Raw genomic sequence first — 22,127 nt, 5'->3', positions numbered from 1 at the left:
CGCGGTGCACTGCCCCCATGAGCAACGACCAGCCGACGCCCGGCCAGCCGCCCGAGGAAGACCCGTTCCTCAAGAAGCCGCAGGACCCCACGCCGCCGTCGGCGGGGTCCCCGCAGCAGCCCCCGCAGAACCCGTACGGCGGCGCCACGCCGCCCCCGCAGGACCCGTACGGCGGGTCCGCGCCGCCCCCGCCCTCGTACGGCAGCCCCTACGACAACGCCCCGCCGCCCCCGCCCTACGGCGGCGGGGGCCCCGGGGGCGGGGCGTACGGCGGGGCCGACCCGCTGGCCGGGATGCCGCCGCTGGCGGAGTCCGGCAAGCGCATCCTGGCCAGGATCATCGACTGGGTCATCATCGCGATCCCGCTGGCCGTGATCGGCATCCCGTTCAAGGTCTACGACCGGGTGACCGACGACAACGGGGACATCACCGACGCGCTCACCTCCAGCAGCGGCGGTCAGTGGATCTGGCAGCTGATCTCGATCGTCGCCTACATCGCCTACGACACGGTGATGACGTCGAAGAACGGGCAGACGGTCGGCAAGAAGCTGATGGGCCTGCGCACGGCGATGCTCAACGACGGCTCCACGCCCCCCACGAACGCCGCGCTGATCCGCGCGGTCGTGCTGTGGCTGCCGGCGCTGATCTGCTGCGCCTGCCTGTGGCCGCTGCTCCTGCTGATCCTCATCCTGGTCGACAAGCCCTACAAGCAGGGCCTGCACGACAAGGCGGCGAAGACCGTGGTGGTCAGCGCCCCGCGGTAGCGCGGGCGGCGGAGTCGCGGGAGGCGGCGGCGGGTTCCGTAGGGGAACCGGCCGCCGCCTTCGCGCGTCGTGGCAGGGGCACGGTCATGGCGACCAGCAGGCCGAGCAGGAGCGCGGCGACGCCGATCACCGCGACGCCGAGGCCGGTGGTGGTCTGGGAGAGAAGGAGCATGGCGACGGTCGCGAAGACGACGGTGGCCGAACCGTAGGCGAGCTGTGCGGCGGTGGGACGCGGCATGACGGTTTCCGTCCTCGAGGGCGGGCTGGGAGTCTCGCTACGGGTCGCGCTCTCGCGCGACTCTACGGGGCTGGATTCCCGAGCGGAACCGGAAGTAAGCGTGACCTTACCCACGGTGCAGGTGCATCGGGGGCGCACCGAGTCACCGAGTCCACCAAGTGGACGGCCGGATGCGCCCGTTGGGACCGGGCGCCGGCGTCCGGATACCGGAACCGCTCTCCTGCATAGTGCAGTTGGCCTGTGCAAGTCAAGGTCTGTCTTTTCTACCGGGTCTCCGGTCGAATGTCGTCACTTGTGACGCGTGACGCGCGGAGGACCCTTCCGAGTAGAGGTCCCCCTACCCGCTGCGGCCACGCGGGGGAGGACCAGACCAAGTGACCATCACCAAGCGCGCGTTGGCCGCGAGTGCCGTACTCGTGACGCTGACCGCAACGGCCGCCGCGGGGACGGCGCAGGCCGACGACCAGAGGACCGCGCAGCCCGCGGCGAGCAACGCGGCCCCCGCCGCCGCGCACGCCGACGGCAAGGGGCACGTCATCGACGGCCCCTACGCCGCGACCCAGGCCAAGCAGCGCCAGGAGGCCCTGGAGCAGGTGCTGTCGGGCAAGGCGAAGCCGGAGAGCCGCAACGGCTCCAAGGTCGTGCGCCTGGGCGACAAGAAGTACGTCGAGCTCGGCCGCGAGCGCACCGACAAGATCTTCACGATCCTGGTGGAGTTCGGGAACAAGGTGGACGACACCACCCTGTACGACCCGGACGGCGACGGCCCGCTGCCGCCCGTCAAGAAGTACGGCGGCACGCCCGGCCCGCTGCACAACCAGATAGCCAAGCCGGACCGCAAGGTCGACAACAGCACGGCCTGGCGCGCGGACTACAACCGCAAGCACTTCGAGGACCTGTACTTCGGGGCGGGCAAGGGCGTCGACTCGCTCAAGACCTACTACGAGAAGACCTCCTCGGGCCGCTACTCGGTCGAGGGCGAGGTCTCCGACTGGGTCAAGGTCGACTGGAACGAGGCCCGTTACGGCTCGGACTACTGCGGCTCCAACAACTGCCCCAACGTCGAGGACCTGGTCCGCGACGGCGTGAACGCCTGGGTGGCGCAGCAGAAGGCGGCCGGCAGGACGGACGCCCAGATCAAGGCCGACATGGCCCAGTTCGACCAGTGGGACCGCACGGACCACGACAACGACGGCAACTTCAACGAGCCCGACGGCTACATCGACCACTTCCAGATCGTCCACGCGGGCGAGGACGGGTCGGCCGGCGGCGGTGCCCAGGGCACCGACGCCGTGTGGGCGCACCGCGGCTACGTCTACGGCCGTGACGACGGCGACACCGGCCCGTCGGGCTTCAAGGCCGGCGGCACCCCGATCGGCGACACGGGCATCTGGGTCGGCGACTACACCGCGCAGCCCGAGAACGGCGGCCTGGGCGTCTTCGCCCACGAGTACGGCCACGACCTGGGCCTGCCGGACCTGTACGACACCAACAACGTGCCGGGCATCGACAACTCGGTCGGCTTCTGGTCGCTGATGTCGGCCGGCTCCTGGCTCGGCAGCGGCAAGAACGAGATCGGCGACCTGCCGGGCGACATGACCGCCTGGGACAAGCTCCAGCTGGGCTGGCTCAACTACGACACGGCCAAGGCCGCGACGAAGTCGAAGCACACCCTGGGCGTCGCCGCGTACAACACCCGCCGCCCGCAGGCGCTGGTGGTCGAGCTGCCCAAGAAGACGGTCACCACGGAGATCGTCGAGCCCAAGCAGGGCGCCAAGCAGTGGTGGAGCGACTACGGCGACAACCTCTCCAACACGCTCACCCGCTTCGTCGACCTGACCGGCAAGTCCAAGGCCGCGCTGGAGCTCGACGGCTGGTGGAAGATCGAGAAGGACTACGACTACCTGTACACGCAGGTGTCCACGGACGGCGGCGCGAGCTGGAAGTCCATCGACGGCACCGCCGACGGCCAGCCGATCACCCGTGACGGCGGCGACAAGCCGGCGCTGACCGGCGACTCCGGCACGTACAAGCACCTGGTGTTCCCGCTGGACGCCTACGCGGGCCAGAACGTCGGCATCCGCTTCCGCTACAAGACGGACGGCGGCGTGGCCCCGATCGGCTTCGCCTCGGACAACATCACGGTCAAGGCCGACGGCGCGACCCTGTTCTCCGACAACGCCGAGGGCGACGACAACGGCTGGACCGTGCGCGGCTTCCAGCGCGTGGGCAAGTCGGTCACCGGTGACTTCCCGCAGTACTACATCGCCGAGAACCGCCAGTACGTCTCGTACGACAAGACCCTCAAGGTCGGCCCGTACAACTTCGGGTTCGCGGCGCCGAAGGACAGCTGGGTCGAGCACTACGCGTACCGCCCCGGCCTGGTCATCTGGCAGTGGGACACCTCGCAGCGCAACAACAACGTCAGCGAGCACCCCGGCAAGGGCCTGCTGCTGCCGGTCGACGCGCACGCCAAGGCCATGAAGTGGGCCGACGGCAAGCTGGTCTCCAACAAGATCACGCCGTTCGACGCCGCGTTCAGCACCGAGCGCGTCCCGGCGCTGACCCTGCACAAGGCCGGTGTCGCCACCCGCTTCCCGGCCCAGCCCGCGGTGTCGGTCTTCGACGACCACAAGGGCGTCTACTACGACGCGGCCAACAAGTACGGCAGCGTCCAGGTAACTGACACCAACACCAAGATCGCCATCACCAAGCAGCCCTCGAACGGCCAGACGATCAGCCTCCAGGTGGGTCCCTCGGTCAAGTAATTTCGCATAACCGCAGGTCAAGTCATGATCGGCCGTCGCCCTCTAGCGGGCGGCGGCCGATCGTGTTTAGGTGCGTCTTAAGCGGTGTCTTATTGACAGTGAACTCACGGGGGAGTGGTTCCGCATGCCCGGCGGAGGTTTCTGCAAGCTGCCCAACGGCAGCGTCGTCGTCGCGCTCAGCCTGCCCAGTCCGGCGGCCGACGGCTCCACGGTGCGCGTCCTGGTGCACGCCGCCAACCGCGCCCGCGCCCTGACCAGGCTGCGCAACCTCGGGCTGCGGGCGGTCTACCTGCGGGGCAACGCCCAGCCGCCCACCCCGGACGAGATCACGGCCGTGCTGCACCACCCGGACGGCCTGCTCTGGCGCCGCAACCCGGAGCGCGACGAGGAGCTCTGGCACCCCATACGCACCCTCCTGGGACGCCCCAGACCGGTGTACTAGCACCAGGGCCGGTCCGCGGTCCGGCGGCCGGCTCAGACCACCGGCTTGCCGCTCAGCTCCACCCCGGCCGCGCGCAGCTCCTCCAGGGCCCGCTCGGTCGTCTCCTTGGCCACCCCGGCCGTCAGGTCGAGCAGCACCTGCACCGCGAAGCCCTCGCGGGCCGCGTCCAGCGCGGTCGCCCGCACGCAGTGGTCGGTGGCGATGCCCACCACGTCCACCTCGGTCACCTGGTGCGCCCGCAGCCACTCGGCGAGCGGCACCCCGTTCTCGTCGGCGCCCTCGAAGCCGCTGTACGCCGCCGCGTACGCGCCCTTGTCGAAGACCGCGTCGATCGCCCCGGAGGCGACGGCCGGCGCGAAGTTCGGGTGGAAGCCCACGCCCTCGGTGCCCGCCACGCAGTGCGGCGGCCAGGAGTCCACGTAGTCCGGGTGCGCCGAGAAGTGCGCCCCCGGGTCCACGTGGTGGTCGCGGGTGGCCACCACGTGCCGGTAGGCGGCCCCGGCGGCCTCGCCCACCAGGTCGGTCACGGCGGCGGCGACGTCCGCGCCGCCCGCCACCGCGAGGCTGCCGCCCTCGCAGAAGTCGTTCTGGACGTCCACGACGATCAGTGCGCGGTGCATGGCGGTGTCCTTCGGGTGGAGGAGGGGGACGGGGGCGGGACGGGACGGGGACGCGCAAGAGCCTAGGGACTCCGGCCCCCGTGCGGCAGGGGGCATGTCACGGCGCTCGGTGGACCGCCGGGCGCACCAGGCCTCAGACGTACTCGGTGGGGATCACCGGCTCGCCCCGGGACAGCTGGATCGCCGACATCGGCAGGCCCGAGCGGGCCTTGATGTGGCGCTCGCGGGCCGCCTCCAGCGGCTCCCGGCCGACCACCTCGCCGCCCTTGACCAGCTCCACGAGCAGCTGCCGGTCGGCCAGCGCGGCCGGGACCGGGCCGGTGCCGACCACCTCGGCCTCCGCCATGCCGTACCGGTCGGGGCGGCGGGCCGCCCACTTGCGCCCGCCCAGCGACGACTTCGCGCCCAGCGACTTCTTCGCCACCGGCACCAGCGGCGCCTTGGCGTCGGCCGACTCCGCGCGCGCCACCAGCTTGTAGACCATCGAGCAGGTCGGGTGCCCCGAGCCGGTGACCAGCTGCGTGCCCACCCCGTACGCGTCCACGGGCGCCGCCGCCAGCGAGGCGATGGCGTACTCGTCCAGGTCCGAGGTCACCACGATCCTGGTGTCGCGGGCCCCCAGCTCGTCCAGCTGCTGGCGCACCCGGTGGGCGACGAGCAGCAGGTCGCCGGAGTCGATGCGGACCGCGCCCAGCTCGGGCCCGGCCACCTCCACGGCGGTGCGCACGGCCTCGGTGACGTCGTAGGTGTCCACGAGCAGCGTCGTACCGCGGCCCAGCGAGTCCACCTGGGCCCGGAAGGCGTCGCGCTCGCTGTCGTGGAGCAGGGTGAAGGCGTGCGCGGAGGTGCCGACCGTGGGGATGCCGTAGCGGAAGCCCGCGGCCAGGTCCGAGGTGGAGTCGAAGCCGCCCACGTAGGCCGCGCGGGCCGAGGCGACCGCGGCCAGCTCGTGGGTGCGGCGCGCGCCCATCTCGATCAGGCGCCGCCCGCCCGCGGCGGCCGACATCCGGGAGGCCGCCGCCGCGATCGCCGAGTCGTGGTTGAGGATCGACAGGATCACGGTCTCGAGGAGCACGCACTCGGCGAAGGAGCCCTCGACCCGCAGGATCGGCGAGCCCGGGAAGTACACCTCGCCCTCGGGGTAGCCCCAGATGTCGCCGGAGAAGCGGTAGTCGGCCAGCCACTCCAGGGTCGGCTCGTCGACGATCCCGCGCTCGCGCAGGAAGCCCAGGACGGCGGGGTCGAAGCGGAAGTTCTCCACGGCGTCGAGGACCCGGCCGGTGCCCGCGACGACCCCGTAGCGGCGCCCGGAGGGCAGCCGCCGGGTGAAGGCCTCGAAGACGGACCGCCGCTCGGCCGTGCCGGCCTTGAGGGCGGCCTGCAGCATGGTCAGCTCGTACTGGTCGGTGAAGAGGGCGGTCGACGGAACGTCCACCGGCAGCCCGAGGTCCGCAGCGTTCATATGACGGATGCTACCCCCAATACTCGTCAGAGTGACGATTTCTAGGGGCCCATTTGTGCGACCCCCCGCTCCGGGTGGCAGCATGGGACGGGTGAGCGTCGCACCCGTAGAGATCGAGCGTCCCGAATCGGCCGAGGAGAACCTCGCGGTCGTCGAACCCGACGTCCCCTGGGTGACGCTGGTCCACAACGACCCGGTCAACCTCATGAGTTACGTGACGTACGTGTTCCAGGCGTACTTCGGCTACTCCAAGGACAAGGCGAAGAAGCTGATGCTCGACGTGCACCACAAGGGGCGCGCCGTCGTCTCCAGCGGCACCCGCGAGGAGATGGAGCGCGACGTGCAGGCGATGCACGGCTACGGACTCTGGGCGACCCTCACCCAGGACCGCGACTGATGGCCGGGTACTTCGAGGCCGTCCCCGGCGGCGGCGCGGCCGTCGCCCTGGACGAGGTCGAGCTGTCCATCCTGCGCTCCCTGGCCGTGCAGCTGCTGGAGCTGATCGGCCCCGGCGACGAGCCGGACGAGGACGCCGACCCGCTGGCCGCGCTGTTCGCCGAGGGGCCCACCGAGCGCCCCTCCGACCCGGCGCTCGCCCGGCTCTTCCCCGACGCCTACGCCGACGACGACGCGGAGCTGCGCGCCGCGGCCGCCGAGTTCCGCCGGTTCACCGAGGTCGACCTGCGCACCCGCAAGCGGCAGGACGCCCTGGCCGTGGTGCGCACCCTGGACGCCTTCTCCGCCGTGGGGGAGGGCGGGGCGGTGCTCAAGCTGGACCCGGACGACTCGCGGCGCTGGCTGGGCACCCTCAACGACCTGCGGCTGACCATCGCGGCCCGGCTCGACATCACCGACGACGAGAGCGGCGACGCGCTCCACCACCTGCCGGACGAGGATCCGCGCAAGCCCATGGTGATGGCGTACCTCTGGCTCGGGATGCTCCAGGAGACGCTGGTCGAGACCCTGATGGGCTGACCGGGCGCCGCCCGCCCCCGCCCCTCCACCGGTCCGCCGGACCACCGGGAGCGTTCGCTCAGCGGACGCTCAAATCCGGATAACGATCAGGCAACCCGGCCGAACTCCTTCGCCCTCACAAGGGAGATTTGTCCGGTTCTTCTTGTGTCGTGCGCCACAAAACTCCTGATCGATCACTCTTGTCCCCGTGATACACCTTCACGACCGCCCGGCGGGACGCCACCCATGTCCCCCGGGGGCGCTTCGGCCGGCAGACCGTCGGTGGCACTCCATTCACCATCCGGGGGATCAGGACCTGGTCCGCACCAGCCGATTCACAGGCGCGCGGATCAGCGTGGAGAAAGGCGCACCAACATGACCTCAGCGCAGGTCGAGCAGCACGACCGTTCCGCCGGCGGCGACGCCGAAGGCGCCCACGACGAGGGCGAGGGCTACCAGCGGGGCCTGGGGGCCCGCCAGATCCAGATGATCGCGATCGGCGGCGCCATCGGCACCGGCCTCTTCCTGGGCGCGGGCAAGGGCATCTCCAAGGCGGGGCCCAGCCTCATCCTCGCGTACGCCATCGCGGGCGTCGTCATCTTCTTCATCATGCGGGCGCTCGGCGAACTGCTGATGTACCGCCCGGTGTCGGGCTCCTTCTCCGAGTACGCGCGCGAGTTCATCGGGCCCTTCGCGGGCTTCGTGACCGGCTGGACGTACTGGCTGTTCTGGGTCATCACCGGCATGACCGAGGTGACCGCGGCCGCCACCTACATGACGTACTGGTGGGACATCCCGCAGTGGATCTCCGCACTGGTCTTCACCGTCGTGCTGTTCGCCGCGAACCTCATCTCCGTGAAGCTCTTCGGCGAGCTGGAGTTCTGGTTCTCGATGGTCAAGGTCACCGCCATCGTCGGCATGATCCTGATCTGCGCGGGCGTCCTGACGCTCGGCTTCTCCGACGCCGGGGACACCGCGTCCGTCACCCACCTGTGGAGCGACGGCGGCTTCTTCCCGCACGGCATCGGCAGCACCCTGATGACGCTCCAGATGGTCATGTTCGCCTTCCTCGCCGTCGAGCTGGTCGGCGTCACCGCGGGCGAGTCCAAGGACCCCAAGACGGTCCTGCCCAAGGCCATCAACACCGTCCCGTGGCGCATCGCCGTCTTCTACGTCGGCGCGCTGATCATGATCCTCTCGGTCGTGCCGTGGACGAACTTCCAGCCGGGCGTCTCCCCGTTCGTCGCCGCCTTCGAGAAGATGGGCCTGGGCATCGGCGCCGCGATCGTCAACTTCGTCGTGCTGACCGCGGCCCTGTCCTCCTGCAACTCGGGCATGTACTCCACCGGCCGGATGCTGCGCGACCTCGCGCTCAACGGCCAGGGCCCGTCCTTCTTCACCAAGCTCACCAAGAACGGCCTGCCGCTGGTCGGCACCACGTTCTCCGCCGCGATGATGCTGATCGGCGTCTGGATCAACTACCAGTGGCCGGGCGAGGCGTTCAACTACGTCGTCTCCTTCGCCACCATCTCCGGCATGTGGGCCTGGATCGTCATCCTGGTCTGCCAGATCCGCTACCGCCTGAAGTCCGACCGCGGCGAGCTGCCGAAGTCCTCCTTCCGCGCCCCCGGCGGCATCTGGGCCAGCATCTTCTCGCTCGCCTTCATCGCGATGGTCATCGTGATGATGGGCATCGACAAGGACGCGCGGGTCTCGCTGTACTGCGCGCCGCTGTGGGGCCTGCTCCTGGCGGTCGCCTACCTGGCCCTCAAGGCCCGCGACCCGCAGGGCAAGGCCTTCGCCAAGCGCTCCTGACGCGGTCGCCGTCCGGCATCCGGGCCGTTCCGTACCATCCCTCGGTACGGAACGGCCCGTCTGCTTATCCTGGGCCGCATGCTGACCCTCACCCAGGCGCTGTACGACCAGATCGTCGCGCACGCCCGCGCCGACCACCCGGACGAGGCCTGCGGCGTGGTCGCGGGCCCGGCCGGCTCGGACCGCCCCGAGCGCTTCGTCCCGATGCTCAACGCGGCCCGCTCGCCCACGTTCTACGAGTTCGACTCGGGCGACCTGCTCAAGCTCTACCGCGACCTGGACGACCGCGACGAGGAGCCGGTGATCGTCTACCACTCCCACACGGCCACCGAGGCCCACCCCTCGCGCACCGACATCAGCTACGCCAACGAGCCGGGCGCCCACTACGTCCTGGTCTCCACGGCGGACGCGGACGGCGCGGGCGACTTCCAGTTCCGCTCGTTCCGCATCGTGGACGGAGTGGTCACGGAGGAGGACGTCCGGGTCGTGCAGGCATACTGAGTCCTGATCTTCTACGACTCAGGGGGCGGCAGGACCCAGGAAGCCGGTGCGAATCCGGCGCGGTCCCGCCACTGTGACGCGGACGCACGTCCGCCAGCCAGGAACTGGCCTGCCGCCCTTCTCCGACCGCCCAGGGGACGCGGAAATCCCCCGGAGGAGGCCACGCCATGCCCAGGCGCCGTACCGCCGCCGCCCTCATAGCCGCCGTCGCACTGCTGACCGGCTGCACCACCGGGGCCGAGCCCCACGACAGCGGCGCGAAGGCCGCGCCCGGCTTCCCGTACACCGTGGACAACTGCGGGGTGCGGACCACCTTCAAGGCCCCGCCCAAGCGGGTCGTCACCATGAACCAGCACGTCACCGAGGTGATGCTGGAGCTCGGCCTGGAGAAGTCCCTGGCCGGGACCGCCTACCTGGACGACCGGGTGCTCCCGCAGTACGCCGACGCGTACGCGCGCGTGCCCGTCCTCGCCAAGGAGTACCCCTCGCGCGAGGCGCTCCTCGCCGCCAACCCCGACTTCGTGTACGGCGGTTACGCCAGCGCCTTCAGCGCCAAGGACGGCCGCGACCGCGAGGGCCTGGCGAAGTCCGGCATCGACTCCCGCCTGGACGTGGAGTACTGCGCGAAGGGGGCCGTCACCCTCGACGACCTCTACCGCGAGGTCGAGGAGGTCGGCCGCACCTTCGGGGCGGGCGAGCGCGCCGAGGAGTGGATCGACGGGGCGAAGGCGCGGGCCGCCGCCACCGCGGCCCGGCTCAAGGGCGCGGAGCCGGTCTCCGTCTTCGTCTACGACGGCGGCGACAAGACCGCCTCCACCGCGGGCGGCGGGGGCATCGGCAACGAGATGATCACCCGGGCCGGCGGCCGCAACGTCTTCGCCGACCTGCCCAAGCCCTTCGCCGACGCCTCCTGGGAGCAGGTCGTCCAGCGTGCGCCGGACGTGATCGTCATCTACGACTACGGCTCCACCACCGTGGAGCAGAAGAAGAAGCGGCTGATCGAGGACCCGGCGCTCAAGGACGTGCCCGCCGTGAAGAACCGGCGGTTCGCCGTGATGCCGCTGTCGGACGTGGTCCTCGGCGTGCGCGCCCCGGCCGCGGTCGACAAGCTCGCGGACCAGCTCCACCCCGACCGCAAGCGCTAGCCGTGGCACGCGCGACCCCGCCCGTCCGGGGCCCCCTGCGCTACGGCACCGTGCTCGCCGTCCTCGTCGCGGCCCTGGCCGCGGCGGTGGTCGCGGCCCTCGCGCTCGGCCAGGTCCGCATCCCGCCCGGCCAGGTCCTGGAGATCCTCACCGGCGGCGCGGGACCCGGCCCCTTCCGCACGATCGTGCTCGACGTGCGGCTGCCGCGCGTCCTGCTGGGCGCGGTCGTCGGCGCGGGCCTCGCGGTCACCGGCACCGTGCTCCAGGCCCTGGTGCGCAACCCGCTGGCCGACCCGTACCTGCTCGGCGTCTCCTCCGGCGCCTCGGCCGGCGTCTCCCTGGTGATCGTCTTCGGCCTCGGCAGCGGCCTGGGCCTGGCGACCACGGTGACCCTGCCCGCCGGGGCCTTCGCCGGCTCGCTGCTCGCCCTGGTCCTGGTCTACGGCCTGGCCCGGCGCGGCGGCCGGATGACGGGCTCCCGCCTGGTGCTCTCCGGGGTCGCCGTGGCGTACGTCTTCTCCGCCCTGACCAGCCTGGTCCTGGTGATGTCGCCGCGCGCCGAGAACTTCAAGGAGGCCGTGTACTGGACGCTCGGCGGCCTCGGCGCGGCCCGCTGGGACATGCTCGCGCTGCCCTCGGTGGTGCTGGTCGCGGGCACCGCCCTGCTGATCGCGCTGGCCCGCCCGCTGGACCTGATGCTGGTCGGCGAGGAGGGCGCCACCGTGCTCGGCCTGGACACCTCGCGCTTCCGGGCCGCCGTGTTCGTGCTGGCCTCGCTGGTGACCGGGGTGCTCGTCGCGGTCAGCGGCGCGGTCGGCTTCGTCGGCCTCCTGGTGCCGCACGCCGCCCGGATGCTGGTCGGCGCCCCGCACCGCACCCTGCTGCCGGTGGTGGCGCTGGCGGGCGCCGCGTTCCTGGTGCTCGCGGACCTGGCCGCGCGGCTGGTGGCGATCCCGCAGGACGTGCCGGTGGGGATCCTGACCGCGCTGATCGGCGGCCCGTTCTTCCTGTGGCTGCTGCGCCGCCGCCCGGAAGGGGCCCCGCTGTGAAGACCCGTACCCACGGCGCGCGAAGGAGCCCCGCATGGCCGTCCTGAGCCTGGAGGACCTCTCGTACGAGACCGGGGGCCGCGCCCTCGTCGACGGCGTGGCGCTCCGGGCGGGCGCCGGGGAGACCGTCGGGGTCGTCGGCCCCAACGGCAGCGGCAAGACCACCCTGCTGCGCTGCGTGTACGGCACCCTGCGCCCCACCGCGGGCCGCGCCCTGCTGGACGGCGAGGACCTGCACGCGATGGGCACCAAGGCGCGGGCGAAGCGGGTGGCCACCGTGCCGCAGGACGGCCAGGGGGTCTTCGAGCTGACCGTCCACGAGGTGGCCGCGATGGGCCGCTCCCCGCACAAGCGGTTCTGGGAGGCGGACACGGCGGCGGACGACGCGCTGGTGCGGGCCGCCCTGGAGCGGGTCGGGGTCGCGGACCTGGCGGACCGGTCGTTCCCCTCGCTGTCGGGCGGGGAGCGGCAGCGGGCGCTGGTGGCCCGGGCCCTGGTGCAGCGTCCCGAGCTCGTGGTGCTGGACGAGCCGACCAACCACCTGGACATCCGCTACCAGCTGGAAGTGCTCTCGCTGGTGCGGGAGTTGGGCACCACCAACCTGCTGGCCCTGCACGACCTGAACCTGGCGGCGCTGTACTGCGACCGGCTGTACGTGCTCAAGGGCGGCCGGGTCGTCGCCTCGGGCCCGCCCGCCGAGGTCCTCACCCCGGCGCTGCTCGCCTCGGTGTACGAGGTGAAGGCCGAGGTCACGACGCATCCGACGACCGGGGCCCCGACGGTCGTCTATCTGCCGGCGTCCACGTGACGAACGGTCGGCGTCCAGGATGTGGGATCACACTCGGGAATCCGAACCGGGAATCGATACGATGACCGCATGGTTTCCCACGACGTGAGCGAACGGACGCCGGGCAGCACCCCGCTGCTCGTCGCGCGGCTGCACGTCGACCTGTGCCGCCTCGCCAGCGCGATGTGTCCGGCCCGCGCCGCCGCCTGACGTCCGAAGGCCCGAGCGCGTACCTCCCAGCACCACGCACCACCCCGAGCGCGGGGGGCCGAGCCGCGCGCACCGACGTCACCCTCCCGACAACAGGAGCCCACGCCATGGCCATCGAGGTCCGCATCCCGACCATCCTCCGCACCTACACCGACGGCGCCAAGGCCGTCGAGGGCAGCGGGGAGACCCTCGCCGAGCTGTTCAAGGACCTGGAGACGCGGCACACCGGCATCGAGGCCCGCATCGTCGACGGCGACCAGCTGCGCCGCTTCGTGAACGTCTACCTCAACGACGAGGACGTCCGCTTCCTGGACGGCATCTCCACCAAGCTGGCCGACGGCGACAACGTCACGATCCTCCCGGCCGTGGCCGGCGGAATGGCCTGATCGCGCCATGCGCTACGACTCCCCGCTCGCCGCGGTCGGCAACACGCCCCTGGTGCGGCTGCCGCGTCTGTCGCCCTCGGACGACGTGCGGATCTGGGCCAAGCTGGAGGACCGCAACCCCACCGGCTCGGTCAAGGACCGCCCCGCCCTGCACATGATCGAGCAGGCGGAGAAGGACGGCCGTCTCACGCCCGGCTGCACCATCCTGGAGCCGACCAGCGGCAACACCGGCATCTCGCTCGCCATGGCGGCCCGCCTCAAGGGCTACCGGATCGTCTGCGTGATGCCGGAGAACACCAGCGAGGAGCGGCGCCAGCTGCTCGCCATGTGGGGCGCGGAGATCATCTCCTCGCCCGCCGCGGGCGGCTCCAACACGGCCGTCCGGGTCGCCAAGGAGCTCTCCGCGGAGCACCCGGACTGGGTGATGCTCTACCAGTACGGCAACCCGGACAACGCCGGCGCGCACTACGCCACGACCGGCCCCGAGATCCTCGCGGACCTGCCCTCGATCACCCACTTCGTGGCGGGCCTGGGCACCACCGGCACCCTGATGGGCGTCGGCCGCTACCTGCGCGAGCACGTGCCGGACGTGCGGATCGTGGCCGCCGAGCCGCGCTACGACGACCTGGTCTACGGGCTGCGCAACCTGGACGAGGGCTTCGTGCCCGAGCTGTACGACGCCTCGGTGCTGACCACCCGCTTCTCGGTGGGCTCGGCGGACGCGGTCACCCGCACCCGGGAGCTGCTCCAGCAGGAGGGCATCTTCGCGGGCGTCTCCACCGGGGCGGCGCTGCACGCGGCCATCGGCGTGGGGCGCAAGGCCGTGACGGCGGGGGAGAGCGCGGACATCGTGTTCGTCGTCGCCGACGGCGGCTGGAAGTACCTCTCCACCGGCGTCTACACGGCGGCCACCACCGAAGAGGCCATCGAGACCCTCCAGGGCCAGCTCTGGGCCTGACGGGCGGGGCCTGAAGCCTAGGCCGCGAGGTGGCGGACCTGGTCCCAGACGACCGGGTCCACCACCCCGACCCGGCGCCGGAAGTCCCACACCGGCACCGGGCGCAGCTCGTCGGTCTCCAGGAAGCTGGGCCGCCCCTGGGCGTCGCCCACCGAGCCGGGCGGCAGCGGGATCACCCCGGTCAGCTCCTCGTGGTACTTGCTGGTGATCTTGGCGACCAGCACCTCGTCGCCCCGTACCGAGAGCACCAGGCAGGGCCGGTCCTTGGCGCCCGCCCGGTCCTCGTACGGCACCTGCGCCCACCAGATCTCGCCCGGCCGGGGCGTCCGCTCGGGCCGGGGCCCGCGGGGCCGGGACGGACGGGCGGGCGGCCGGGTCCGGCCGCCCGGGCGGCGCCCGGAGCGCCCCCAGCCGTCGGCGAGCGCGGCGACGAGCGCCAGCACCACCACCGCGGCCACCGCGAGCCACCAGGACGTGTCCATGGCTCAAGACGGTACCGGCGTACCGCCCGGTTCGCTCTCCCGTTCGCATCTTCCGTCCACCCCGCGCACCGGACCCGTACGGCGTCCATCCGAACCGGTGACAGCGCAGGTGAGTTCGCCCACAACGGGGCACCACGGAGGAGCGGGGGGGCCGTCACGCGCCGTAGGCTCGACGGACCGCACGCCTCCCACGCCGCTTCTCCTTGCCCCCGGAGGTTCACGCTCCATGAAGCTCACCGTCGTCGGCTGCTCGGGGTCGTTCCCGTCCGCGGAATCGGCCTGCTCGGGCTACCTCGTAGAGGCCGACGGCTTCCGGCTGCTCCTCGACATGGGCAATGGCGCCCTCGGCGAGCTGCAGCGCCACATCGGCCTGTACGACCTGGACGCGATCTTCCTCTCGCACCTGCACGCCGACCACTGCATCGACATGTGCGGCTACTTCGTGGCCCGCTACTACCGCCACGAGGGCGGCCGCTGCGACGCGCTGCCGGTGTACGCGCCGGAGGGCGCCGAGACCCGGCTGACCACGGCGTACGCGGACACGCCCTCGGAGCGCTCGATGAGCGAGGTCTTCGACTTCCACACCCTCAAGCCGGGCAGCTTCGACATCGGCCCGCTCCAGGTGCGCGTCGAGAAGGTGTGCCACCCGGTCGAGGCGTACGGCATCCGGGTCGAGCACGGCGGCCGGACCCTGGCCTACTCCGGGGACACCGGGGTCTGCGAGGGCCTGCACGAGCTGGCGGACGGCGCGGACCTGTTCCTGTGCGAGGCCTCCTTCACGTACGGCAAGGAGGACGTGCCGGACCTGCACCTCAACGGGCGCGAGGCGGGGGAGCAGGCGGCGCGCGCCGGGGTGGGGCGGCTGGTGCTCACGCACATCCCGCCGTGGACGGACGGCGAGCGCAACCTGGCCGACGCCCGCGCGGTGTACACCGGCCCGGCGGAACTGGCGGTGCCGGGCGCGGTGTACGAGGTCTGAGGCGCGGCCCTCAGGCGCGCACGCCCCGGCCGCCCAGCGCCATCCGGTTCCAGGTGTGGCGCCGCCCGCGGATCGCCACCGAGTACGCGTACATCACCTCCGGGTCGCACATGCCCGGGATGTAGGAGTCGCCGAAGTGGTGGGCGTCCACGCCGATCTCCTTGGCGTTCAGCGCCAGCTGCGGCACCACGTTCGGGTGCGAGCCCTCCTGGCTGGTGCCGATCGCGCCCATCACCACCGCCCCGGCGTCCTGCACCGCGGCCACCGCCTCGGCGGCCAGCTCCTTGGTGACGCCCGGCAGGGTGCCCGGCAGCGGCATCACGACGCCGTCGGCGCCGGCCGAGACCAGCGAGGTCAGCCGCTCCTTGGTGACCCGCTCGGGGTGCCCGGCGTGGTGCATCTTGCCGCTCCACAGGGCCACGTCGTCGCCGAGACCGGCGCGCAGCTCCTCGGTGACCCGGGCCAGCCCCTCGTAGGAGCCGCCGGTGCCGGGGTTGGCGGTCAGGCAGAGCATCGCGGCGCCCATGTCGACCAGGCGCTTGGCGTACTCCGGCTTGGCGCGGCGGATCTCGGGCACGTCGCCCGGCTCCAGGTTGATGCCGACCGGGCGGCCGATGGTCGCGGCGAGGTCGGTGATGCTGGTGAAGGTGCCCAGGCCGGGCAGGGTCAGCCGCTCGCCGTCCCAGGCCCGCTCGATCAGGTTGAGGACGACGACGTCCGCGCCGAAGGCGGCGACCAGTTCGGCGTTGTGCACGCCCCACCCGTTGGGGTCGGGCATCATCGCGGCCCGCTCGGCGAACACCTCGGCGACCACGGTGCGCCCCTCGGCGGCGGCGACGGAGGCGGTCAGCGCGCGGCCGCGCAGCGCGGCGAGGCCCTCGCGGTCGAGGTCGAGGATGCGGGGGGTGGGGGAGTTCATCATGCATTCGACCCTATGGGTACGAAAAGGGCGAAGCCCCCGACTTTCGTAGGGAAAGTCAGGGGCTTCGGTACCGCGTTCGGCGAGTGGGGCGCGGGGCCTACTTGGCCTCGGCCTTCTGCAGCTCGGCCAGCTCCTCGTCGGACTCGCGGCCCGGCGTCGGGATGTTGAACTTGGTGATCGCGAACCGGAAGATCACGTAGTAGACCGCCGCGAAGCAGAGGCCGACCAGCGCCAGGCCCCACGGGTTGGTGGCGATGCCCAGGTTCAGGAAGTAGTCCACCGCGCCGGCCGAGAAGCCGAAGCCGTCCTTCATGCCGAGCGCCCAGGTCAGCGCCAGGGAGACACCGGTGAGCACCGCGTGGATCGCGTACAGCACCGGGGCGATGAACATGAAGGTGAACTCGATGGGCTCGGTCACGCCGGTCACGAAGGCGGTGAGGGCGAGCGAGAACATCATGCCGCCGACGACCTTGCGGCGCTCCGGGCGGGCGGCGTGGGTGATCGCGAGGCAGGCCGCCGGGAGGGCGAACATCATGATCGGGAAGAAGCCGGTCATGAACTGTCCGGCGCTCGGGTCGCCCTGGAGGAAGCGGGCGATGTCGCCGTGCTTGCCCTCGAACTCGCCCGCCTGGAACCACGGGAAGGAGTTGAGCAGGTGGTGCATGCCGATCGGGATCAGCGCGCGGTTGGCGACGCCGAAGATGCCCGCGCCGACGGCGCCGGAACCGACCAGCCACTCACCGAAGTTGTGCAGACCGGTGCCGAGGACCGGCCAGATCAGGCCGAAGACGATGCCGATGACCAGGCCCGCGAAGGCGGACAGGATCGGGACCAGGCGGCGGCCGCCGAAGAAGCCCGCCCAGTCCGGCAGCTTGGTCCGGTAGAACTTCTGGTAGAGCAGCGCCACGACGATGCCCATGACGACGCCGCCGAGCACGCCGGCGTTGACCGGGGCCTCGTTCATGACGATCTTGCCGTCGGCCACCGCGGCGACCTTGGGCAGGTTCTTGTCGGTGAAGGTGGCGAGCACCTTCTGGAAGACCAGGTAACCGCTGACGGCGGCCAGCGCGGTGGTGCCGTCCGACTTCTTGGCGAAGCCGATGGCGATGCCGACGCAGAACAGCAGCGCCATGTTGTCGAGCAGCGCACCGCCGCCCGCGGCCATGTAGCTCGCCAGCTTGTTGATGAAGTCCGGGAAGGACTCGCGGCCCAGCATGTCGGGCTGGCCGAACCGGACGAGCAGCGCGGCGGCGGGCAGCACCGCGACCGGCAGCATGAGGCTGCGGCCGATGCGCTGCATGACAGCCATCGCGCCCGCGCCCTTCTTCTTGTCGGCCGCGGGAGCGGCGCTAGCCGTGGTCACAACTTCCTCCAGTAAGGCAAGAGGCCGCCCGGGGACAGGGACATGCGGGGGACGGCGGCGTCTCAAGGGGGGAACGCGGGCAGGCCGCGTGGTCTACACCAATGAGTGGTGTAGACCAGTTGTAGCACGGTGAGGGTTAGATAAGGAACCTTCGAATCTCTGTGGTCTGGACCACATGACACGCGTACGGCCCCGGGGGTCTTCCCGGGGCCGTACGGGCCGGTCGTGGAGGGTGTCTCCGGGACCTACGCCTTGGTCAGGTCCTCCACCTCGTCGTCCGGCTCGCGGCCGGGCGTCGGGATGTCGAACTTCACGATCAGGAACCGGAAGGCGAAGTAGTAGACCACCGCGAAGACCAGGCCGATCGGGATGATCAGGACCGGGTTGGTGGCCAGCTTCCAGTTCAGCAGGTAGTCGATCAGGCCGGCCGAGAAGCCGAAGCCCGCGTGCACCCCGAGGGCCCAGGTGACGGCCATCGAGATGCCGGTGAGGATCGCGTGCACCGCGTACAGCGCCGGGGCGATGAAGAGGAAGGTGAACTCGATCGGCTCGGTGATGCCGGTGACGAACGAGGTCAGGGCCAGCGAGATCATCATGCCGAGCACGGCCTTGCGGCGGTGCGGCTTGGCGGCGTGCGCGATGGCGATGGCCGCGGCCGGCAGGCCGAACATCATGATCGGGAAGAAGCCCGACATGAACTGGCCCGAAGTCGGGTCGCCGTGGAAGAAGCGCGGGATCTCGCCGTGCCAGACCTGGCCCGCCGAGTCCGTGAAGGTGCCCAGCTGCTGCTGGAAGAAGGTGTTCAGGAACTGGTGCATGCCGACCGGGATCAGACCGCGGTTGAAGACGCCGTAGATGCCGGAGCCCACCGCGCCCAGGCCGACCAGCCAGTCGCCGAAGGAGGTCAGGGCGTCACCGATCGGCTGCCACGCCAGGCCGAAGACCACGCCGAAGGCCGCGCCCACGAAGGACATGATGATCGGGACCAGCCGGCGGCCGTTGAAGAAGCCGAGCCAGTCCACCAGCTTGGTGCGGTGGAAGCGCTGCCACAGCATCGCGCTGACCAGGCCCATGATGATGCCGCCCAGCACGCCCGGGTCCTGCGGGGTGCCCTTGGGCAGGGCCTCGGTGACGCTGCCGTCCACCGGGAACGCGGTGAGCACGTTCTTGTAGACGAGGAAGCCCACCAGGGCCGCCAGCGCGGTGGAGCCGTCGGCCTTCTTCGCGTAGCCGATGGCCACGCCGATGCAGAACAGCAGCGGCAGGTTGGAGAAGATCGCGCCGCCGGCGGCGTCGAACACGGAGGCGACCTTGTGCCAGCCGAGTCCGTCGTCACCGAACACGTCGGGCTGGCCCAGGCGGAGCAGGATGGCCGCGGCCGGCAGGACGGCGACGGGGAGCTGCAGGCTGCGCCCGACCTTCTGCATGCCCTGCATCAGGCCGGCGCCCCGCTTCTTCGCGGGAGCTTCGGCGTTGGCCGTACTCATGACGTCCTCCATGGTGCGAGTGGTATAGACCATTCGTAACACGGTGAAATCACCCTGGAAACGCATCTGTTCGCGCTTATGACCTCTTTACGGAGGAAAAGGGCGAAGGGCCCCCGGACCGCGAGGTCCGAAGGCCCTTCGAGGGGGCGGGGGAGCGGGGCCTAGGCCCCGGGCCGCTTCCCGGCAGCCGTCCCGGTCACTTCACGTTCTCGCGCTCCAGCTCCGCCTCCAGCTCCTCCGGCTCGCGGCCGGGGGTGGGGAGGTTGAACTTGGTGATCACGATGCGGAAGAGGACGTAGTAGACGACCGCGAAGCCCAGGCCGATCGGGATGATCAGCCACGGCTTGGTCGCCAGGTTCCAGTTCAGTACGTAGTCGATCAGGCCGGCCGAGAAGGTGAAGCCGTCCTTCACGCCGAGCGCCCAGGTCAGCGCCATGGACACACCGGTGAGCACCGCGTGGATCGCGTACAGCAGCGGCGCGATGAACAGGAACGAGTACTCCAGCGGCTCGGTGATGCCGGTGACGAACGAGGTCAGGCCGACCGAGAGCATCATGCCGCCGATCTCCTTGCGGCGGTGCGGCTTGGCGCAGTGCGCGATCGCCAGGGCCGCCGCCGGGAGGGCGAACATCATGATCGGGAAGAAGCCGGTGGTGAACTGGCCGGCGTCCCCGTCGCCCGCCAGGAACATCGAGATGTCGCCGTGCACGGTCTGGCCGTCGGGCTTGGTGTAGCTGCCCAGCTGGAACCAGAGCGGGACGTTCAGGAACTGGTGCAGGCCGATCACCAGCAGCGCGCGGTTGGCGATGCCGAAGATGCCCGAACCCCAGGCGCCCAGGCCCACCAGCCAGTCGCTGAAGCTCTCCAGCGCGTCGCCGATCGGCGGCCAGATCCACAGGCAGATCGCGGCGAAGGCGATCGCCACGAAGGCCATGATGATCGGCACCAGCCGGCGGCCGTTGAAGAAGCCGAGCCAGTCCACCAGCTTCACCCGGTGGTAGCGCTGCCAGAACCAGGCGGCGAGCAGGCCCATCACGATGCCGCCGAAGACGCCCGGGTTCTGGTAGGCCGCGGCGGTCACGCTCGCGTCCTGGGCGACGCAGACGCCGCTCGCGAAGGTCTGCCCCGGGGCGCAGTCCTTGGGGAACTGGCGGAGCACGCCGTAGTAGACGAGGAAGCCCGCGACGGCGGCCAGCGCCGTGGAGCCGTCGGCCTTCTTGGCCATGCCGATCGCGACGCCGATGCAGAAGAGGAGCGGCAGGCCGATGTTCGGGTCGAGCAGGGCGCCGCCGGCGCCCGCGATGACCTTGGCGACGTTCGTCCAGTTCAGCCCGTCCTTGCCGAAGACGTCGTCCTGGCCGAGCCGGGTCAGGATGCCCGCCGCGGGCAGCACGGCGATCGGCAGCTGCAGGCTGCGGCCCATCTTCTGCAGGCCCTGGAACAGCCCGTTCCACCACTTCTGCCGCGGCACGGCCGCGCTGTCCGAACTCATCGGCGTCCTCCTGCTGGTGCTGGCCGGGTCGGTCCACCGGGCGCCGTACACTGGTGTAGACCACTTGTCGTACGGCGCGCGGTACCGGTGATCGTCATCCTGCGGTCCACCGCTTCCCACCGCTCGCATAAGTGGTCCAAACGTGCGTTACCTTGATGAAACGGACCGGGTCGCCGGTGCCGAGACACTCAGGAGTCAGACATGGCCACCAAGGCTGAGAAGATCGTCGCCGGACTCGGCGGCATCGAGAACATCGAAGAGGTCGAGGGCTGCATCACCCGCCTCCGCACCGAGGTCGTGGACCCGAGCAAGGTCGACGAGGTCGCCCTCAAGGCCGCCGGCGCCCACGGTGTCGTCAAGATGGGCACGGCCATCCAGGTCGTCATCGGCACGGACGCGGACCCGATCGCCGCGGACATCGAGGACATGATGTGAGTCGCTGACCCACAGCGATCCACGTGTGAAGGGCCCGCCCCCCGTCCCGGGGGCGGGCCCTTCGCGTACGGGCCCGCCGGTGCGTGCGGATAGGCTCGTGCCCATGTCTCGTATCGACGGCCGCACCCCCGAACAGCTCCGCCCGGTCACCATCGAGCGCGGATGGAGCAAGCACGCCGAGGGCTCCGTCCTCGTCTCCTTCGGCGACACCAAGGTCTTCTGCACCGCCTCCGTGACCGAGGGCGTCCCGCGCTGGCGCAAGGGCAGCGGCGAGGGCTGGGTCACCGCCGAGTACTCGATGCTCCCGCGCTCCACCAACACCCGCGGCGACCGCGAGTCCGTGCGCGGCAAGATCGGCGGCCGCACCCACGAGATCTCCCGGCTCATCGGCCGTTCGCTGCGCGCCGTCATCGACTACAAGGCCCTCGGCGAGAACACGATCGTGCTCGACTGCGACGTGCTCCAGGCCGACGGCGGCACCCGCACCGCCGCCATCACCGGCGCGTACGTCGCCCTGGCCGACGCCGTCGCCTGGGCCCAGGGCAAGAAGCTCGTCAAGGCCGGCCGCAAGCCGCTCACCGGCACCGTCTCCGCCGTCTCCGTCGGCATCGTCGACGGCGCCCCGCTGCTCGACCTCCGCTACGAGGAGGACGTGCGCGCCGAGACCGACATGAACGTCGTCTGCACCGGCGACGGCCGCTTCGTCGAGGTCCAGGGCACCGCCGAGGCCGAGCCGTTCGACCGCAAGGAGCTCAACGCGCTCCTGGACCTGGCGTCGGGCGGCTGCGCCGACCTCGCCCGCATCCAGCTCGCCGCCCTGGAGGGCACTCTCTGACGGGTCCCTCCCCGGCGGCCGGGCGGGCACCGC

The 22,127-nt window shown here is 71.1% G+C and carries 24 protein-coding genes and 1 riboswitch; of the genes, 16 read left to right on the top strand and 8 right to left on the bottom strand.

The window, feature by feature from the left end:
* Positions 1-17: 17 nt before the first annotated feature.
* Positions 18-764, top strand: a complete 747-nt coding sequence (locus ABT160_RS03350) for an RDD family protein (RefSeq protein WP_351642851.1) — start codon at positions 18-20, stop codon at positions 762-764.
* Here ABT160_RS03350 and ABT160_RS03345 read toward each other — a convergent pair.
* The gene (locus ABT160_RS03345) at positions 748-1,002 is read right to left on the bottom strand and encodes a hypothetical protein (protein WP_351642849.1); all 255 of its coding nucleotides are present in this window, start codon (positions 1,000-1,002) and stop codon (positions 748-750) included. The genes ABT160_RS03350 and ABT160_RS03345 overlap by 17 nt on opposite strands.
* Positions 1,003-1,376: 374 nt before the next feature.
* Here ABT160_RS03345 and ABT160_RS03340 point away from each other — a divergent pair, with 374 nt between their 5' ends.
* Positions 1,377-3,770, top strand: coding sequence for an immune inhibitor A domain-containing protein (locus ABT160_RS03340; RefSeq protein ID WP_351642847.1), 2,394 nt, complete (start codon positions 1,377-1,379; stop codon positions 3,768-3,770).
* Between the two features lie 124 nt (positions 3,771-3,894).
* Positions 3,895-4,212, top strand: coding sequence for a hypothetical protein (locus ABT160_RS03335; RefSeq protein WP_351642845.1), 318 nt, complete (start codon positions 3,895-3,897; stop codon positions 4,210-4,212).
* A 32-nt stretch (positions 4,213-4,244) separates the two neighbouring features.
* On the opposite strand, the gene ABT160_RS03330 is transcribed toward ABT160_RS03335, so the two are convergent.
* Both ABT160_RS03330 and ABT160_RS03325 read right to left on the bottom strand, forming a co-directional pair.
* On the bottom strand, positions 4,245-4,832 hold the full coding sequence (locus ABT160_RS03330; RefSeq protein ID WP_351642844.1) for an isochorismatase family protein: 588 nt from the start codon (positions 4,830-4,832) through the stop codon (positions 4,245-4,247).
* Between the two features lie 133 nt (positions 4,833-4,965).
* Positions 4,966-6,294 (bottom strand): nicotinate phosphoribosyltransferase, encoded by a 1,329-nt coding sequence (locus tag ABT160_RS03325; RefSeq protein WP_351642841.1) that lies wholly within the window; start codon positions 6,292-6,294, stop codon positions 4,966-4,968.
* An 82-nt stretch (positions 6,295-6,376) separates the two neighbouring features.
* On the opposite strand from ABT160_RS03325, the gene clpS reads away from it, so the two are divergent.
* The 10 genes from clpS (at position 6,377) to ABT160_RS03275 (ending at position 14,099) form a co-directional block, all read left to right on the top strand.
* Complete coding sequence (gene clpS / locus ABT160_RS03320) at positions 6,377-6,691, top strand: ATP-dependent Clp protease adapter ClpS (RefSeq protein WP_351642839.1); 315 nt, start codon at positions 6,377-6,379, stop codon at positions 6,689-6,691.
* Positions 6,691-7,269, top strand: coding sequence for a DUF2017 domain-containing protein (locus ABT160_RS03315; RefSeq protein WP_351642837.1), 579 nt, complete (start codon positions 6,691-6,693; stop codon positions 7,267-7,269). The genes clpS and ABT160_RS03315 overlap by 1 nt, the downstream gene beginning before the upstream one ends.
* Positions 7,270-7,623: 354 nt before the next feature.
* Positions 7,624-9,063: an amino acid permease gene (locus ABT160_RS03310; protein WP_351642835.1), complete on the top strand. Its 1,440-nt coding sequence runs from the start codon at positions 7,624-7,626 to the stop codon at positions 9,061-9,063.
* 78 nt (positions 9,064-9,141) lie between these two features.
* A complete protein-coding gene (locus ABT160_RS03305) occupies positions 9,142-9,564 on the top strand; it encodes a M67 family metallopeptidase (protein ID WP_351642832.1) in 423 nt (140 codons plus the stop codon).
* Positions 9,565-9,577: 13 nt separating this feature from the next.
* Positions 9,578-9,691: riboswitch (cobalamin riboswitch) on the top strand.
* Positions 9,692-9,731: 40 nt separating this feature from the next.
* The gene (locus ABT160_RS03300; protein WP_351642830.1) at positions 9,732-10,709 is read left to right on the top strand and encodes an ABC transporter substrate-binding protein; all 978 of its coding nucleotides are present in this window, start codon (positions 9,732-9,734) and stop codon (positions 10,707-10,709) included.
* 2 nt (positions 10,710-10,711) lie between these two features.
* On the top strand, positions 10,712-11,758 hold the full coding sequence (locus tag ABT160_RS03295; RefSeq protein ID WP_351642827.1) for a FecCD family ABC transporter permease: 1,047 nt from the start codon (positions 10,712-10,714) through the stop codon (positions 11,756-11,758).
* A gap of 34 nt (positions 11,759-11,792) precedes the next feature.
* Positions 11,793-12,566, top strand: coding sequence for an ABC transporter ATP-binding protein (locus ABT160_RS03290; protein WP_351642824.1), 774 nt, complete (start codon positions 11,793-11,795; stop codon positions 12,564-12,566).
* A gap of 69 nt (positions 12,567-12,635) precedes the next feature.
* Positions 12,636-12,755, top strand: coding sequence for a putative leader peptide (locus tag ABT160_RS03285; protein WP_351642822.1), 120 nt, complete (start codon positions 12,636-12,638; stop codon positions 12,753-12,755).
* Between the two features lie 107 nt (positions 12,756-12,862).
* Complete coding sequence (locus tag ABT160_RS03280) at positions 12,863-13,141, top strand: MoaD/ThiS family protein (RefSeq protein ID WP_351642819.1); 279 nt, start codon at positions 12,863-12,865, stop codon at positions 13,139-13,141.
* 7 nt (positions 13,142-13,148) lie between these two features.
* Positions 13,149-14,099: a PLP-dependent cysteine synthase family protein gene (locus ABT160_RS03275; RefSeq protein ID WP_351642817.1), complete on the top strand. Its 951-nt coding sequence runs from the start codon at positions 13,149-13,151 to the stop codon at positions 14,097-14,099.
* 17 nt (positions 14,100-14,116) lie between these two features.
* Here the strand turns inward: ABT160_RS03275 and ABT160_RS03270 are convergent, their stop codons facing one another.
* Positions 14,117-14,581 carry a type II toxin-antitoxin system PemK/MazF family toxin gene (locus tag ABT160_RS03270; RefSeq protein WP_351642814.1) on the bottom strand — a complete coding sequence of 155 codons (465 nt, stop codon included), beginning with the start codon at positions 14,579-14,581 and terminating at the stop codon, positions 14,117-14,119.
* 226 nt (positions 14,582-14,807) lie between these two features.
* On the opposite strand from ABT160_RS03270, the gene ABT160_RS03265 reads away from it, so the two are divergent.
* On the top strand, positions 14,808-15,560 hold the full coding sequence (locus ABT160_RS03265; protein ID WP_351642812.1) for an MBL fold metallo-hydrolase: 753 nt from the start codon (positions 14,808-14,810) through the stop codon (positions 15,558-15,560).
* Between the two features lie 10 nt (positions 15,561-15,570).
* Here ABT160_RS03265 and ABT160_RS03260 read toward each other — a convergent pair whose 3' ends face one another.
* The 4 genes from ABT160_RS03260 to ABT160_RS03245 all read right to left on the bottom strand — a co-directional run bounded on the left by ABT160_RS03260 (position 15,571) and on the right by ABT160_RS03245 (position 20,824).
* On the bottom strand, positions 15,571-16,482 hold the full coding sequence (locus ABT160_RS03260) for a DUF7916 family protein (RefSeq protein ID WP_351642810.1): 912 nt from the start codon (positions 16,480-16,482) through the stop codon (positions 15,571-15,573).
* 97 nt (positions 16,483-16,579) lie between these two features.
* A complete protein-coding gene (locus ABT160_RS03255; RefSeq protein ID WP_351642807.1) occupies positions 16,580-17,845 on the bottom strand; it encodes a PTS transporter subunit EIIC in 1,266 nt (421 codons plus the stop codon).
* 245 nt (positions 17,846-18,090) lie between these two features.
* Complete coding sequence (locus ABT160_RS03250; protein ID WP_351643057.1) at positions 18,091-19,332, bottom strand: PTS transporter subunit EIIC; 1,242 nt, start codon at positions 19,330-19,332, stop codon at positions 18,091-18,093.
* A 196-nt stretch (positions 19,333-19,528) separates the two neighbouring features.
* Positions 19,529-20,824, bottom strand: coding sequence for a PTS transporter subunit EIIC (locus ABT160_RS03245; RefSeq protein ID WP_351642805.1), 1,296 nt, complete (start codon positions 20,822-20,824; stop codon positions 19,529-19,531).
* Between the two features lie 201 nt (positions 20,825-21,025).
* On the opposite strand from ABT160_RS03245, the gene ABT160_RS03240 reads away from it, so the two are divergent.
* Together ABT160_RS03240 and rph are read left to right on the top strand one after the other, a co-directional pair.
* Positions 21,026-21,259, top strand: coding sequence for a PTS sugar transporter subunit IIB (locus ABT160_RS03240; RefSeq protein ID WP_351642803.1), 234 nt, complete (start codon positions 21,026-21,028; stop codon positions 21,257-21,259).
* A 103-nt stretch (positions 21,260-21,362) separates the two neighbouring features.
* On the top strand, positions 21,363-22,094 hold the full coding sequence (rph, locus tag ABT160_RS03235; RefSeq protein ID WP_351642800.1) for a ribonuclease PH: 732 nt from the start codon (positions 21,363-21,365) through the stop codon (positions 22,092-22,094).
* Positions 22,095-22,127: the final 33 nt, after the last annotated feature.

Origin of the sequence: Streptomyces sp. NPDC001941 (assembly GCF_040296945.1) — a bacterium.
In the GTDB taxonomy this organism is placed as follows: domain Bacteria; phylum Actinomycetota; class Actinomycetes; order Streptomycetales; family Streptomycetaceae; genus Streptomyces.
This window is presented reverse-complemented; position numbering and strand designations above follow the sequence as displayed.

Bases quoted from the DNA above. Each gene is read 5' to 3' on its own strand.
- ABT160_RS03350 (WP_351642851.1), top strand. From the start codon at position 18: ATGAGCAACGACCAGCCGACGCCCGGCCAGCCGCCCGAGGAAGACCCG.
- ABT160_RS03345 (WP_351642849.1), bottom strand. From the start codon at position 1,002: ATGCCGCGTCCCACCGCCGCACAGCTCGCCTACGGTTCGGCCACCGTC.
- ABT160_RS03335 (WP_351642845.1), top strand. From the start codon at position 3,895: ATGCCCGGCGGAGGTTTCTGCAAGCTGCCCAACGGCAGCGTCGTCGTC.
- ABT160_RS03330 (WP_351642844.1), bottom strand. From the start codon at position 4,832: ATGCACCGCGCACTGATCGTCGTGGACGTCCAGAACGACTTCTGCGAG.
- ABT160_RS03325 (WP_351642841.1), bottom strand. From the start codon at position 6,294: ATGAACGCTGCGGACCTCGGGCTGCCGGTGGACGTTCCGTCGACCGCC.
- clpS (WP_351642839.1), top strand. From the start codon at position 6,377: ATGGGACGGGTGAGCGTCGCACCCGTAGAGATCGAGCGTCCCGAATCG.
- ABT160_RS03315 (WP_351642837.1), top strand. From the start codon at position 6,691: ATGGCCGGGTACTTCGAGGCCGTCCCCGGCGGCGGCGCGGCCGTCGCC.
- ABT160_RS03310 (WP_351642835.1), top strand. From the start codon at position 7,624: ATGACCTCAGCGCAGGTCGAGCAGCACGACCGTTCCGCCGGCGGCGAC.
- ABT160_RS03305 (WP_351642832.1), top strand. From the start codon at position 9,142: ATGCTGACCCTCACCCAGGCGCTGTACGACCAGATCGTCGCGCACGCC.
- ABT160_RS03300 (WP_351642830.1), top strand. From the start codon at position 9,732: ATGCCCAGGCGCCGTACCGCCGCCGCCCTCATAGCCGCCGTCGCACTG.
- ABT160_RS03290 (WP_351642824.1), top strand. From the start codon at position 11,793: ATGGCCGTCCTGAGCCTGGAGGACCTCTCGTACGAGACCGGGGGCCGC.
- ABT160_RS03285 (WP_351642822.1), top strand. From the start codon at position 12,636: ATGGTTTCCCACGACGTGAGCGAACGGACGCCGGGCAGCACCCCGCTG.
- ABT160_RS03280 (WP_351642819.1), top strand. From the start codon at position 12,863: ATGGCCATCGAGGTCCGCATCCCGACCATCCTCCGCACCTACACCGAC.
- ABT160_RS03275 (WP_351642817.1), top strand. From the start codon at position 13,149: ATGCGCTACGACTCCCCGCTCGCCGCGGTCGGCAACACGCCCCTGGTG.
- ABT160_RS03270 (WP_351642814.1), bottom strand. From the start codon at position 14,581: ATGGACACGTCCTGGTGGCTCGCGGTGGCCGCGGTGGTGGTGCTGGCG.
- ABT160_RS03265 (WP_351642812.1), top strand. From the start codon at position 14,808: ATGAAGCTCACCGTCGTCGGCTGCTCGGGGTCGTTCCCGTCCGCGGAA.
- ABT160_RS03260 (WP_351642810.1), bottom strand. From the start codon at position 16,482: ATGATGAACTCCCCCACCCCCCGCATCCTCGACCTCGACCGCGAGGGC.
- ABT160_RS03250 (WP_351643057.1), bottom strand. From the start codon at position 19,332: ATGAGTACGGCCAACGCCGAAGCTCCCGCGAAGAAGCGGGGCGCCGGC.
- ABT160_RS03245 (WP_351642805.1), bottom strand. From the start codon at position 20,824: ATGAGTTCGGACAGCGCGGCCGTGCCGCGGCAGAAGTGGTGGAACGGG.
- ABT160_RS03240 (WP_351642803.1), top strand. From the start codon at position 21,026: ATGGCCACCAAGGCTGAGAAGATCGTCGCCGGACTCGGCGGCATCGAG.
- rph (WP_351642800.1), top strand. From the start codon at position 21,363: ATGTCTCGTATCGACGGCCGCACCCCCGAACAGCTCCGCCCGGTCACC.